Source organism: Streptomyces sp. NPDC002574 (assembly GCF_042889545.1).
Lineage (GTDB): Bacteria > Actinomycetota > Actinomycetes > Streptomycetales > Streptomycetaceae > Actinacidiphila.
In genome coordinates this window covers 285,746-298,219 of record NZ_JBIARB010000005.1, presented here as the reverse complement: position 1 = coordinate 298,219, position 12,474 = coordinate 285,746, and the positions used below count along the sequence as shown (strand labels likewise).

Genomic DNA, 12,474 nt, shown 5'->3' with positions numbered 1-12,474 from the left:
ATGGGGCGAGGGTAGGTCGTCGCGGGCCCGGCTGCATCGTCCGGCGGTCGGGCTCCGCATCGTCCGTGTAAGGGGCACTTGTCGCTGCCGGTACGGGTCCCGGCCGGCACTTGTCGTTGCTAGCACTTCAGCGCTAGCCTGAGGGTATGGCCAAGACCCAGTTGAACGTGCGGGTCGACGAGACCACCGCCGCGACCGCCCGGGAACGGGCCGCGCAGCGGGGGATCAGTGTGAACCGCTACATAGAGGAGCTCGTCCAGCAGGACGCGGGCGAGAACGGCCGCACCTTCGTCGAGGCGGCCGCCGACTTCATGAAGCAGTACGAGTCCGTCTTCGCCGAGGAGTTCGGCACGGAGCACGAAGGCCGTCGTTGACCCTGCGGATCGATCTCGCCTGGCTGCTCATGGTCGCCGAGCACAACACCCCCGGCGACCCCCAGGTCGCCGACTGGGGCGCGCTCGTCGCCGCCGTCAGCCGGCACCAGGCCGAGATATTCGGCGTGCCCGTGTACGGCGACCCCTTCGAGTGCGCCGCGTCCCTCATGCAGTTGCTGGTGCACGTCCCCGCCCTGGAGCGGTCCAACGTCATGTTCGCCTCGGCCGTGGCCTACGCCTATCTGGTCGCGAGCGGGCTCAAGGTCGCCACCTCGCCTGAGCGGGTGCGCGAGCTGGCCCGGCTGGTGAAGGGCGGTACGGCCGACGTGCTGGAGATCGCCGAGGCGCTGCGCAGCTGGAGTCTGTGACAGGGCGGCCGGGCGCGCCGTTCGGCCCCGGGGCTACGGCCACCGGCTGCCGACCGGGAGCTCGTCCCAGTGCGGGGCCGACAGGTGCAGCAGCGCGTAGCGGTCGGGGTCGTCCCCCGCCGCCGGCTCCGCCCACAAGGTGAGGTGGACGATCTCCCAGTGCCGCGGGTCGACCGCGAGCACGGTCGCGTGCACGCCCGGGGCGGCGGAACGCTCCTCCCAGCGTTCCAGCGCGCGGGCCACCGGCTCGCGCGGGTCGGCGCCCGCCGGCAGGGCCTCGCGCAGGCGGCTCGCCGCCCGGGGCACGGAGCCGCGCGCCGGACCGGGGCGGAAGGCGGCACCGGTCCAGTGGTGCACGGACGGGCGGCCGAAGTCGCCGACGATGCCCCCGAAGCCGCCGCCGCCCCACAGGAAGCGGTTCATCCCGCCGGTGTCGCCCCAGAGGTAGAAGGGGGCGTACTGGTTGACCGGTGAGCCGTCGATGCCGCGCTCCCGCACGAGATAGGCCTTGAAGCCCAGGCCCTCGTACCCGTCGGTGAGATGGCCGCGGCCGGCCACCCGGTCGTGGATGATCCCCATGTCGTAGTCGGCGGGCAGGGTGATCTCGTACTGCATCGCGTACACGGAACCGCCTAGGAGTGATGCGACAGCAGCGTCAGCACTCCGCTGACGGCCTGGTCGAAGGGCGCGGCCGAGCCGGCCGCGCGGGCGAGGACGTAGCCGCCCTGGAGGACGGCGACGACGGTCGCCGCGATGTCGTCGGGGTCGAGCCCGGGGGCGAATTCGCCGCGCGCCTGGCCGTCGGCGAGCACGTCCGCGATTCGGCCGCGGAGCCACTCGAAGGTCGCGTCCACCGGAGCGCGCAGCGCGGGGCTGGTGACGATCTCGGGGTCCTGGGTGAGCCCGCCCACCGGGCAGCCGCGCAGCACCTCGCGCTCGCGCCGCAGGTAGCGGGTGATCCGCTCGACCGCAGTGCCGGGCCCGGCCAGCTGTTCCTCGGCGGCCGCGCGCATCTCCGCGGCGGTGCGCCGCACGGCGGCGAGCGCGAGATCGGGTTTGCCGGAGAAGTGGTGGTACATGCTCCCCTGGCCGACACCTGAGCGCTGCTGGATGGCCTTGGGGCTGGTGCCGACGTAGCCGCGCTCCCACAGCAGCGCGCGGGTGCTCTCGATCAACCGGTCGGGGGTGTCCACGCAAGGGACTGTACATACCAGTAGGTACAGCGAACAGGATCAGCCCGGACGGCGCGCCGTGGCCAGTACGTGCGGCGAGCTCGGCACCTGGAGTCCGCGCTCAGGGATGCGCAGACGGCGCAGCTCCAGCAGCTCGAAGCCGCTCGCCTCCACCGCCGCCGGGGTGTCCCGTCCCGTCCGGCAGCCCCCGAACAGCAACGGCCAGAACGTGTGGTCCGCCACCCACTGCACCGCGGCACCCGCGCGCCCCGGGGCCCGGCAGTGTTCCAGCAGCCGCAGTTCACCGCCCGGCCGCAGCACGCGCAGCAACTCCCCGAGCGTCCTCGCCTGATCCCGTACCGAGCACATCACCAGCGAGGACACCGCGGCGTCAAAACCCTCGCTCTTGACCGGCAGGGCCTCCGCGACGCCCGGCACCACGTCCACCGGCACCTGCGCACGCTGCGCCTCGTCCAGGGCGAGTCGGCGCAGGTGCCGTTCGGGCTCGATGGCCACGACCTCCGCGACCGTGCGCGGATAGTGACGGAAGTTCAGCCCCGGGCCGGCGCCGATCTCGATCACCCGGCCGGACAGCCCGGCCAGGAGTTCGCCCCGCAGCTCCGCCAGGCCCATACGGGTCTCGGCGCCCTGGGCGCAGCGGGCGTAGAAGCGAGCGAACAGCGGGTGGTTGACGGGCTCGCGCATCACGCGGGAACGGATGGGCATGGCAGGCCCCTTCTTCTCGAGTTCGCCTCGTCGTGCCCCCCTCTTCCGGATTGTGCCGCCGGGGCGGCCCCGCCATGCCTCCCGCTGCGCGGTTCCGGCCGCGATACGGCCGGAGCCGGACGGCCGTTCGAGCCGTCAGATGATGGAGGACCAGATCGCGGTGAAGGCGTCCACGTCCCACAGGCCGCCGATGCGCGGTGCGAGCCAGCCCGGCGCGGCCTGCCGGAAGGCGTCCGGCGTGAGCGACCCGGCACCCGCGGGGAGGGCGCCGATCAGCGGGGCGCCGGTGCAGTCCGGGAGGTCGGCGAGGTTGCTGCGGGCCGCCAGGTCCGGGTCGTCGGGCCAGCTGCCGATGACGAAGCCGGCGCAGGCCAGCGCGCGGGCCCGCAGCGCCTCCGCCGTGAGGGCCGCCGTGTTGAGCGTGCCCAGCCCGGCCTGCGCGACGACGAGCACCGGTGCACCCAGCATCTTCGCCGCGTCCGCGAGCGTGGAGCCCTCCTGGTCGAACCGGACCAGCAGCCCGCCCGCGCCCTCGACCAGGACGATGTCGTGGACGGCCGCGAGCTTCGCGGCGGCCTCGGCGATCTCAGCGGGGCCCACGGACGGCAGGCCGGCGCGCCGGGCCGCCGTGGCCGGGGCCAGGGGGTCGGGGTAGCGGGCGAGTTCGACGCCGGTGAGCTCGTGCCCGGCCAGCCGGGTCACCTCCGCGGCGTCGCCCGGCTGGTCGGGACCGAGGCCGGTCTGGGCGGGCTTGAGGTAGGCGACGCTGAAGCCCACCGCGAGCGAGGTCGCCGCGATGGCCGCCGAGACCATCGTCTTGCCGATCTCCGTGCCCGTACCGGTCACGAACAACACCGTCATGCCGCCTCCGCTGCCGCGCACACCGCCGCGCAGATGCGCGCGACGTCCTCGTCCCCCGTCACGTACGGGGGCATCGTGTAGATCAAGTCCCGGAACGGCCGCAACCATACCCCCCCGCGCACGGCGGCCCGCGAGGCGGCCGCCATGGCAGCCGCGTCGAGGGCGGTGTCGAGCTGGACGACCCCGATCGCGCCCAGCACCCGTACGTCCCGCACCCCGGGAAGGGCGGCGGCGGGCGCCAGTCCGTCCCGCAGGCCGGCCTCGATGCGCTTGACCTCCTGGGCCCAGTCCTGCCCGAGCAGCAGGTCGATCGAGGCACAGGCGACGGCCGCCGCCAGCGGGTTGCCCATGAAGGTGGGGCCATGGGCGAGGACGGGGACCTCGCCCCGGGAGATGCCGTCGGCGACCCGCGCGGTGCACAGGGTCGCGGCCATGGTCAGATAGCCGCCCGTCAGGGCCTTGCCGACGCACATCACGTCGGGGGAGACGCCCGCCTGCTCGGCGGCGAAGAGCGTGCCGGTCCGGCCGAAGCCGGTGGCGATCTCGTCGAACACGAGCAGCACGTCGTGCTCGTCGCAGGCCTCGCGCAGCACCCGCAGATAGGCCGGCGGGTGGAAGGACATGCCGCCCGCGCCCTGCACCACGGGCTCCACGACGACCGCGGCGAGTTCGTGCGCGTGGCGGGCGACGGTCTCCCGCAGGTGGAGGGCGTACGCCTCGTCGTACTCGGCCGGTGGCGCGTCGGCGAAGACCTGGCGGGGCAGCACCCCGGACCACAGCCCGTGCATGCCGCCCTCGGGGTCGCATACGGACATCGGCTGCCAGGTGTCGCCGTGGTAGCCGCCGCGCCAGGTCATCAGGCGCTGCTTGGCGGGCCGCCCGAGGGACCGCCAGTACTGCAGGCACATCTTGACGGCGACCTCGACCGACACGGAGCCGGAGTCGGCGAGGAACACGTGCCGCAGCGGCTCCGGGGTGATCTCCACCAGGCGGGTGGCGAGCCGGACGGCGGGCTCGTGCGTGAGCCCGCCGAACATGACGTGGCTCATGCGGTCCAGCTGGCCGCGCGCCGCCTCGTTGAGCACCGGGTGGTTGTAGCCGTGGATCGCCGACCACCAGGAGGACATGCCGTCCACGAGCTCGGTCACGCCCTCGACCGGCTCGGCGAGCCGCAGCCGGACCCCGGCCGCGGACGCGACGACCAGTGGGTCCTGACGGCCCGGCATGGGCCCGTACGGATGCCAGACGTGCTCCCGGTCCAGCGCGAGGAGCTCGCCCGCGGTGAGCGGTTCAGGCATTGGGCGGCAGGTCCGTCCCGGTGCCGCGACGGCGCACCGCCACCAGGTCCGTGCGCGCGGCACCCGCGGTGCCCGCCGGGACCGGGACCGCGTCGGAGTGGCCGCCGCAGGGGCCGCACGCACCGTCCCCGGCACCGTGCGAGCCGCAGCCGTTGCCGTGCGGGCCGCATCCGGCGGCCGCCTGCGCGTCCGCGACGTCGGCGCGGTGCTGGGGGAGGGTGACCGTGCCCGCGCCCTCCACCTCGAAGCCGGCGTCCGCGATCATGTCGAGATCGGCCTGACCGGCCTGGCCCTCGCTGGTGAGGTAGTCGCCCAGGAAGATGGAGTTGGCCAGGTGCAGCGCCAGCGGCTGCATGGTGCGCAGGTGCACCTCGCGGCCGCCCGCGATGCGGACCTCCACGTCCGGGCAGACGAAGCGCACCATCGCGAGGATGCGCAGGCACCGCTGCGGGGTGAGGTTCCACTCCTTGGCCAGCGGCGTGCCCTCGAAGGGGATGAGGAAGTTGACGGGGACCGAGTCCGGGTCCAGCTCCCGAAGGGCGAACACGACGTCGACCAGGTCCTCGTCGCTCTCGCCCATGCCCGCGATCAGGCCCGAGCAGGCGGACAGGCCCGCCGCCTGCGCCTGTTGCACCGTGTCGACACGGTCGGCGTAGGTGTGCGTGGTGGTGATGTCCCCGTAGGTCGCCTCGGAGGTGTTGAGGTTGTGGTTGTACGCGTCGGCGCCCGCGCCGCGCAGCCGGCCGGCCTGTCCCTCGGAGAGCAGGCCGAGGCAGGCGCAGACCTCCACGCCCTCGTTCTGCTCCTTGATGGCCTCGATGGTCTTCGAGACCCGGTCCACGTCGCGGTCGGTCGGTCCGCGCCCGCTGGCCACCAGGCACACCCGCTTGGCACCGCCGGCGACCCCCGCCGCCGCGGCGGCGGCCGCCTGTTCGGGCTTCAGCCAGGTGTACTTGAGGACACCGGCCTCGGAACCCAGCCGCTGCGAGCAGTACGAGCAGTCCTCGGGGCACAGCCCCGACTTGAGATTGACCAGGTAGTTCAGCTTCACGCGGCGGCCGAACCAGGCCCGGCGCACCTTGCCGGCCGCGGTCACCACGTCGAGCAGTTCGTCGTCGGAGGTGACCAGCACGGCGAGGGCCTCCTCGCGCGTGGGCAGCTCGCGGCGCAGCCCCTTCTCCACCAACCCATTGAGCAGATCCATGCCGCGATCCTGACGCACGCGGCGACCCGGAGCCAATGAGGCACCCCACAAGACCGCTCGCGCAGGGTGTGTGGATCACCACACCGTGCGAACCGGCCGGGCACACTACGGTGCTGCAGAGACCTCACACCGACCCCGGGGACGACCATGGCCCGCGACCCGTTCGACTGGATCGACGCGCACGCCGAACGGCGCGGCGCCGCGGGGCTGGTGCGCACCCTGCGGCCCCGGCCCCCGGAGTCGCCGCTGCTCGACCTCGCCTCCAACGACTACCTGGGCCTGGCCCGGCACCCGGAGGTCACCCGTGCGGGTGCCGACGCCTGCCTGCGCTGGGGCGCCGGGTCGACCGGCTCACGGCTGGTCACCGGCAGCACCGAACTGCACGCGGAACTGGAGGCCGAACTCGCGGCGTTCTGCGGGTTCGAGGCGGCTCTGGTGCTGGCCTCGGGGTACGCCGCCAATCTGGCCGCGGTGACCGCGCTGACCACCGAGCCGGGCACCCTGATCGTCTCCGACGCGGGCAACCACGCCTCGCTCATCGACGGCTGCCGGCTCTCCCGGGCCTCCACCGAGGTCGTCGCCCACGCCGACCCCGCGGCCGTGCGCAAGGCGCTGGCCGGGCACGACGGGCCGGCCGTGACCGTCACCGACTCGGTCTTCTCGGTGGACGGCGACGCCGCCCCGCTCGGCGAACTGGCCGCGGCCTGCGCCGAGGCGGGGGCCGCGCTGCTGGTCGACGACGCGCACGGGCTCGGCGTCCTCGGCGACGGCGGCCGGGGCGCGGCGGCCGCCGCCGGGCTCGCCGGGGCACCGGGGCTGGTGTGCACGGCCACGCTGTCCAAGTCGCTGGGCAGCCAGGGCGGCGTGGTACTCGGCCCGGCCCGGGTGATCGGGCATCTGGTCAACGCGGCGCGGACGTTCATCTTCGACACCGGCCTCGCGCCGGCGGCCACCGGCGCCGCGCTGGGGGCGCTGCGGCTGCTGCGCCGGGAGCCGGACCGCGCCGCGCGGGCCCGCCAGGTGGCCCGTGAGCTGTACGAACGACTGACGGCTGCGGGGCTGGAGGCCACCGCGCCGGACGCGTGCGTGGTGTCGGTGCGGGCGCCCTCGCCGGAGGCGGCCGTGCAATGGGCCGCGGACTGCCGGGAGGCGGGGCTCGCGGTGGGGTGTTTCCGGCCTCCGTCGGTGCCGGACGGGATCTCCCGTCTGCGGCTCACCGCGCGCGCCGACCTGACGGACCGGGAGATCGGCGACGCCGTCGGGACCATCGTCCGTACGGCGCCGCCACGCCGCTGAGCTCAGGGGCGCTCGATGAGGGTTCCTGTGCGCACCGCGTCCAGGAACGCGTTCCACTCGGTGGGGGAGAAGAGCAGGGCCGGGCCGCGCACATCCTTGGAGTCGCGGACGGCGAGCTGTCCCGAGAGCGGCCCGGAGGGGACGAGGGCCGTCTCGACGCAGTTGTTCGCCGCCGTACTGTAGCTGCTGCGTCGCCAATTCACGCCGAAGAGGGACGTACTGGAGGAAACGTACTGAGGCAGTGCGGTGGACATGGGGGTGTGCCTCCTTACGCGCCTTTGCCGATGCCGGTGATGAAGGACAGCGACTGTTCACTGGACAGGGCGTGGGAGCGCAATCTGTTGAAGGCGGCACCGTACGCCCTGATGTCCTCTTGCTGATCCAGATAGAGACTACTCGTCAACTGGTCGAGAACGACAACATCCAGATCAGCAATGCGCGGAAATGAGAAGATGACGAAAGGCCCCGTGACGCCGATATGGCCACCGGCCGAGAAAGGCAACACCTGCAGATGCACATGGGGCAGGGAACCGAGCTCCACAAGATGGCTTAATTGCGCCGCCATCACTTCCGGGCCCCCCACTCTGCGGCGCAGCACCGCCTCGTCGAGCACCGCCCACAGCTCCAGCGGCGGTGACGCGCGCAGTACCGCCTGCCGCGTCATGCGCACGTCCACCAGCGTCGCGACCTGCCGCGGGCCGAGCTGGGGCAGCACCGAACGGGTCAGCTCGCGGGCGTAGTCCGGGGTCTGCAGAAGCCCCGGCACCACGGTGGTCTCCAGGGTGCGGGCCCGGCAGGCGTCGGTCTCCAGACTGATGAAGTCCCGGTAGGCGGAGGGGAGTTCCTCGCGGTACTCGTGCCACCAGCCGCGCCGGACACCCTCACCGCCGGCCAGCGCCGCCAGCATGTCGCGCAGCCGCTGGTCGCGCACGCCGTACGCGTCCAGCAGCGCGGTCACGTCCTCCGGGCGTACGCCGCTGCGGCCGGTCTCGATGCGGCTCACCTTGGACTGATGCCAGCCCACCCGGAGGGCGACCTCTCCGCTCGTCAGGCCGGCCGTGTCCCTGAGACGGCGCAATTCGGAGCCGATCTTGCGGCGGCGGACCGCCGGCACCTGCTGCATGACTGTGTACCTCCTGGTTCCCGGCATGCCCCGCCGGTCCCCGGGCGAAGTCTGCCGCGCAAATACGTTCTCTCGTAGCAGAGTTCACCGCTTTGGGCGACAGATATATGCATATAGCTGTGGTGGCACCTGTTTAACGGCACGATGAGTGGCACTCTGGCGCGTGGAAGCCGGTGCGCACCGTATGGGAAGTACGGGCGGCCGGCGGCCGGGCGCGCGGCCCGGACAGGCGCGCGCCGGAGTCCCGGTCACGGCGGGAAAGGGACAGCGTCGCCATGGCAGACCATCAGGAAGTATCCGTCACCCTGCCGAGCGACCCTGCCTCGGTACCCGCGGCCCGTCGTTACGTGTGCGACCTGTTGGTGGAGTGGGGGATGGCGGAGGACTCGTCGCCCGCCGACGCCGTCCGGCTGATCGTCTCCGAACTCGCCACCAACGCCGTCCTGCACACTCTCGGCCAGTCGCCGACCTTCACCCTCGACGTCCAGCTCGACCGCGACGAGCAGTTGCGGATCGGGGTCACCGACAGCCACCCGCGCTGGCCCCAGCGGCTGCCTGCGGCCGTCCAGCAGGACAACGGCCGCGGCATGGTGATCATCCGGCACCTCACCGCCGAGGCCGGCGGCCGGCTCCATGTCACCCCCACCGTCGACGGCGGCAAGACCGTCTGGATCACCCTTCCGTGGGTGGCCGCGCCCGCCCCGGTGGAGTGAGTCCGGCCGGGGGCCGCCAGGCTCCGTGCGGACCGGCGGCTCAGCCACCACCCGGCACGAGCAGTGCCTCCGCGCCGATGGGCGTGTAGCCCGCCGCCAGCAGCGCGCGCACGCTCGCCGCGTTGCCGGGGGCGATCTGGGCCCACAGCGTCCCGCCGTCCGGGACCAGCCGGCGCGCCTCCAGGGCCAGCCGGCGGCCGAGCCCGGCGCCGCGCGCCGCGGGCTCGACCTCGACGGCCACCTCCCACCGGCCGGCCACTCCGCGCCCGATGAGCACCGTCCCGCCCGGGACCGTCCACACGCGCACCTCGTCCCGGTGCGCCAGCGCCCGCGCGGCCCGGGGGTGCTCGCGGCCGGCGGTCTCCCGCAGGGCGAGCGGGGGGCCGTCCGGCGGACCGGGAAGGGCGGTGGCCGTCGCCAGCAGGTCGATGCCGTTCACCCGGCGCCCGAGCAGCCCGCACAGGGCGGTCAGGAAGGGCGGGTTGAGTGGCGCCGACAGGTCGCCCGGTGGCAGCAGTTCGCGGACGCGGCCGGGGTCGGCGTCGGCGAAGACCACCGTGTGCGCCGTGAAGGCGAGGACGCCCGCGTCGCGTGCCGAGGGCTGCGGCAGGATCGTCACCGATCCGTCGGGGGGCGGGAGGACGCCCTCGGCCGCATCGGCGAGCAGCTGCCGCAGCGTCATGGCACCACGCTACGCGGGCCGGTACGCCGCGGGGCCTCCGGGTGGGCGATTCCCTGGGCCCCGCGACGGGCGGTCACTTCACACGGCCGTACCAGACGCTGCGGGTCCAGATCTTCTCCAGGCGCACCCTGCCGCCCGGCTTGGGGGAGTGCCAGATCCTCCCGTGGCCCGCGTATATCCCGACGTGGTAGATGCTGCTTCCGTAGTGGAAGAACACCAGGTCCCCGCGGGTGCGGTCGGAACGGTGGATGTGCCGTGTGCTGTTGTACTGCGCGGCGGCGGTGCGGGGCAGTTTCCTGCCCACCTTCTTGAACGAGTAGAGCGTCAGACCGGAGCAGTCGAAGCTGCGGGGGCCGGTGGCCCCGTACCGGTAGGGAGCGCCCTTCTTCGACGCCGCGACCTGCAGTGCCTGGGCCCGGAGCGTCGCGGCCTCGGCGTGCTGGGCCATGTCCGGCAGGACCGCCGGTCCGGCAACGGCAGCCGCCGTGAGGGCGGATACCGCCCCGAGCCGGGTGAGAACCGCGGACATGGCTGATGGCGCGATCATGCGCAAACCCTTCGTCGTCCGCCTGCGAAGGATGACCTGTCGGGTTCGGGCAGGCGAAGATGCCCGGCCGCTGCTGCGGCTTCACCCCAAGGAATCGGCCCGTGGGCCGGTCCCGTCGTACTCGGGTCCTCCGCTCCTGCCGTTGCGTTCGGTGTCGACCTGGCGTCCGCGACGGCGGCAGGACTCGGCGTCCGCGCGGACCGCCCCGCCGGATGACGGGGGCTTGTCGTCGAAGGGATGGTTACTCACAGAACCGGTCAGGACATAGCTCATCCGGTCGAATGTGAGTCTCTTCACGACTCACCTATTCGGGTGGACTCCGGTCTCAGGAGCCTCGCCTGATGACTCGAAACCAGTCGAACACCTGCGATGGAGCGTCAGATTCCGGATGTGTGCAGCCGCGGAGCGCAAGTCGGGACCGACCGCGTGTCGACGCCACGTACAACGATCGGGCGAGTCCATTCGGTGTCACTTCGTGTCGGGCCCGTGGTGGCGCATGACACGGCGGCGGAGAGCTGATCTGACCACCACTCAACATGACGCACCCTCAGCGAGGCGGTGCGGGAGGCAGGGTGATCAGCCGCGTACGCCGTTCCCCGTCGAGCACGCGCAGGGCGCGCTCGATCGTCGTGGTGTGCAGCTCGCTCTCCCCCCGCAGGTGCATCGTGGTCAGCGCGTCGCGCAATTTCGCCGCCCGCCCCGCCAGGGCCTGGGCGGCCCGCAGCGCGCCGTAGGTGTCCCGGGTACGGGCGGGGTTGATCCTCCCCAGCAGATCCACGACCTCCAGATAGGTGTCGATGAGCTCGCCCTCGGCGCGGGTCAGGGCCGGCAGTGGCGGCAGTTCGGGCGGCACGGCCGGTCACCGCAGGGCGCGCGGGCCGGCCCCGCCGTCGCCCTTGCGGCTGACGGTGAGCCGGTCCACCAGTCCGTACGCGAGCGCGGACGGGGCGTCGAGGATCATGTCGCGCTCGATGTCGGCCCGGATCCGCTCCGGGTCCCCTCCGGTGTGCCGTACCAGCAGTTCCTCCAACTGGTCACGACTGCGCAGCAGTTCCCTGGCCTGGATCTCGAGGTCGGCGGTGGTGCCCTGGACGGCCTCCGAGAAGGAGGGCTGATGGATCAGAACCCGCGAGTGGGGAGTCGCCAGCCGCTTGCCCGGCGTCCCGGCCGCCAGCAGCACGGCCGCGGCCGACGCGGCCTGGCCGACGCACACCGTCGAGACGTCGCAGTTGACGAACTGCATGGTGTCGTAGATCGCCGTCATGGCGGTGAGCGACCCGCCGGGGGAGTTGATGTAGAGCGAGATGTCCTGCTCCGGGGCGGCGCTCTCCAGGTGGATGAGCTGGGCGATGACGTCGTTGGCGGACGTGTCGTCGATGGGCGTGCCCAGCAGCACGATCCGCTCCCGGAGCAGCTTGGAGTACGGATCAAGGGAGTGCACACCTTCGCTGGTGCGCTCGGTGAACTCGGGCAGGACATAGCGGGCGGTCGGTCGAAGCATCGCGGCACCTCCGTCGGGGCACGGGTCCCCGTCCATGTAAAAAATGTACAGGACGTACATCCCGTTATGATGGGGAGCATGGCCCATGAAGTCCCCGTGACACAAGCGAGAGCAGAGCTCGCCGAGCTCATCAACCGCGTCGTCTACGGCGGTGAACGCGTCGTCGTGACGCGTCACGGCAAGCCGCTCGTCGCCCTCGTCTCCGCCGCTGACCTGCAGCGACTTCAGGAACTCGACGAGGCCGAGGACGAGGCCGTGGTCAGTACCGTCTCCTCGGTGCGCCCCTCGGTGTCCGCCACGGGCGAACGGCGCCGCTTCGGTATCGCCGCCGAGCACCGCGGCACGACCAACGCGCGCCACGACGGCGCCTGAGCGGCCCGGCGTCGCGGGCCGCGCCCGTGCGGCCCGGCCGGCTGTGTCCGGCTGTGTCCTGCGCGGCGTGCCCGCGCCGTCGTGGCATGCTGCCCGGGGTGCCCGGCCGGACCTGGCCGCCCGTCCCCCGGTCGGCACGATCCGGGGCCCGTCCTTCCCGGTGCGGCGAGTTAACGCGGACGAAACGCCGCCGAACTAGCCTGCGACCTCCGGCTGTCGGCGAACGGAGTCGCAGGT

Annotated in this window: 17 protein-coding genes and 1 riboswitch; of the genes, 5 read left to right on the top strand and 12 right to left on the bottom strand. The window is 72.8% G+C overall.

All coding sequences use genetic code 11. The features are described 5' to 3' along the window. Positions 1-146 precede the first annotated feature (146 nt). Both ACFYXS_RS13980 and ACFYXS_RS13975 read left to right on the top strand, forming a co-directional pair. Positions 147-374, top strand: coding sequence for a toxin-antitoxin system HicB family antitoxin (locus tag ACFYXS_RS13980; RefSeq protein WP_389247505.1), 228 nt, complete (start codon positions 147-149; stop codon positions 372-374). Next, a complete protein-coding gene (locus tag ACFYXS_RS13975; protein WP_389247503.1) occupies positions 371-742 on the top strand; it encodes a fic family toxin-antitoxin system, toxin component in 372 nt (123 codons plus the stop codon). Before ACFYXS_RS13980 ends, ACFYXS_RS13975 begins: the two co-directional genes overlap by 4 nt. A 33-nt stretch (positions 743-775) precedes the next feature. Here the strand turns inward: ACFYXS_RS13975 and ACFYXS_RS13970 are convergent, their stop codons facing one another. From ACFYXS_RS13970 to bioB, 6 genes are all read right to left on the bottom strand, one after another. Continuing rightward, positions 776-1,366, bottom strand: coding sequence for a DUF4865 family protein (locus ACFYXS_RS13970; protein WP_389247501.1), 591 nt, complete (start codon positions 1,364-1,366; stop codon positions 776-778). 8 nt (positions 1,367-1,374) lie between these two features. Next, positions 1,375-1,935 carry a TetR/AcrR family transcriptional regulator gene (locus ACFYXS_RS13965; RefSeq protein WP_389247499.1) on the bottom strand — a complete coding sequence of 187 codons (561 nt, stop codon included), beginning with the start codon at positions 1,933-1,935 and terminating at the stop codon, positions 1,375-1,377. Between the two features lie 39 nt (positions 1,936-1,974). After that, positions 1,975-2,640, bottom strand: a complete 666-nt coding sequence (locus tag ACFYXS_RS13960; RefSeq protein WP_389247497.1) for a class I SAM-dependent methyltransferase — start codon at positions 2,638-2,640, stop codon at positions 1,975-1,977. A gap of 135 nt (positions 2,641-2,775) precedes the next feature. Then, positions 2,776-3,501: a dethiobiotin synthase gene (gene bioD, locus ACFYXS_RS13955; RefSeq protein WP_389247495.1), complete on the bottom strand. Its 726-nt coding sequence runs from the start codon at positions 3,499-3,501 to the stop codon at positions 2,776-2,778. Then, a complete protein-coding gene (locus ACFYXS_RS13950) occupies positions 3,498-4,799 on the bottom strand; it encodes an adenosylmethionine--8-amino-7-oxononanoate transaminase (protein ID WP_389247493.1) in 1,302 nt (433 codons plus the stop codon). Before ACFYXS_RS13950 ends, bioD begins: the two co-directional genes overlap by 4 nt. Beyond that, complete coding sequence (bioB, locus tag ACFYXS_RS13945) at positions 4,792-6,003, bottom strand: biotin synthase BioB (RefSeq protein WP_389247491.1); 1,212 nt, start codon at positions 6,001-6,003, stop codon at positions 4,792-4,794. Before bioB ends, ACFYXS_RS13950 begins: the two co-directional genes overlap by 8 nt. A gap of 147 nt (positions 6,004-6,150) precedes the next feature. Here bioB and ACFYXS_RS13940 point away from each other — a divergent pair, with 147 nt between their 5' ends. Beyond that, the gene (locus ACFYXS_RS13940; RefSeq protein ID WP_389247489.1) at positions 6,151-7,299 is read left to right on the top strand and encodes an 8-amino-7-oxononanoate synthase; all 1,149 of its coding nucleotides are present in this window, start codon (positions 6,151-6,153) and stop codon (positions 7,297-7,299) included. A gap of 2 nt (positions 7,300-7,301) precedes the next feature. On the opposite strand, the gene ACFYXS_RS13935 is transcribed toward ACFYXS_RS13940, so the two are convergent. Further along, positions 7,302-7,553, bottom strand: a complete 252-nt coding sequence (locus tag ACFYXS_RS13935) for a DUF397 domain-containing protein (protein WP_389247487.1) — start codon at positions 7,551-7,553, stop codon at positions 7,302-7,304. 14 nt (positions 7,554-7,567) lie between these two features. Then, on the bottom strand, positions 7,568-8,422 hold the full coding sequence (locus ACFYXS_RS13930) for a helix-turn-helix domain-containing protein (RefSeq protein ID WP_389247485.1): 855 nt from the start codon (positions 8,420-8,422) through the stop codon (positions 7,568-7,570). 275 nt (positions 8,423-8,697) lie between these two features. On the opposite strand from ACFYXS_RS13930, the gene ACFYXS_RS13925 reads away from it, so the two are divergent. Then, entirely contained in the window at positions 8,698-9,135 is a 438-nt protein-coding gene (locus ACFYXS_RS13925) for an ATP-binding protein (RefSeq protein WP_389247483.1), read from the top strand. 40 nt (positions 9,136-9,175) lie between these two features. On the opposite strand, the gene ACFYXS_RS13920 is transcribed toward ACFYXS_RS13925, so the two are convergent. The 4 genes from ACFYXS_RS13920 to ACFYXS_RS13905 form a co-directional block, all read right to left on the bottom strand. Further along, positions 9,176-9,817 carry a GNAT family N-acetyltransferase gene (locus ACFYXS_RS13920; protein ID WP_389247481.1) on the bottom strand — a complete coding sequence of 214 codons (642 nt, stop codon included), beginning with the start codon at positions 9,815-9,817 and terminating at the stop codon, positions 9,176-9,178. A gap of 73 nt (positions 9,818-9,890) precedes the next feature. Further along, positions 9,891-10,364: a C40 family peptidase gene (locus tag ACFYXS_RS13915; protein WP_389247479.1), complete on the bottom strand. Its 474-nt coding sequence runs from the start codon at positions 10,362-10,364 to the stop codon at positions 9,891-9,893. 4 nt (positions 10,365-10,368) lie between these two features. Next, a riboswitch (cyclic di-AMP (ydaO/yuaA leader) is annotated at positions 10,369-10,528 on the bottom strand. 383 nt (positions 10,529-10,911) lie between these two features. Continuing rightward, positions 10,912-11,217 carry a hypothetical protein gene (locus ACFYXS_RS13910; protein WP_389247477.1) on the bottom strand — a complete coding sequence of 102 codons (306 nt, stop codon included), beginning with the start codon at positions 11,215-11,217 and terminating at the stop codon, positions 10,912-10,914. Between the two features lie 6 nt (positions 11,218-11,223). Next, positions 11,224-11,865: an ATP-dependent Clp protease proteolytic subunit gene (locus ACFYXS_RS13905; protein WP_389247475.1), complete on the bottom strand. Its 642-nt coding sequence runs from the start codon at positions 11,863-11,865 to the stop codon at positions 11,224-11,226. Between the two features lie 78 nt (positions 11,866-11,943). On the opposite strand from ACFYXS_RS13905, the gene ACFYXS_RS13900 reads away from it, so the two are divergent. Beyond that, positions 11,944-12,237, top strand: coding sequence for a type II toxin-antitoxin system Phd/YefM family antitoxin (locus tag ACFYXS_RS13900; RefSeq protein ID WP_389247473.1), 294 nt, complete (start codon positions 11,944-11,946; stop codon positions 12,235-12,237). Positions 12,238-12,474 lie beyond the last annotated feature (237 nt).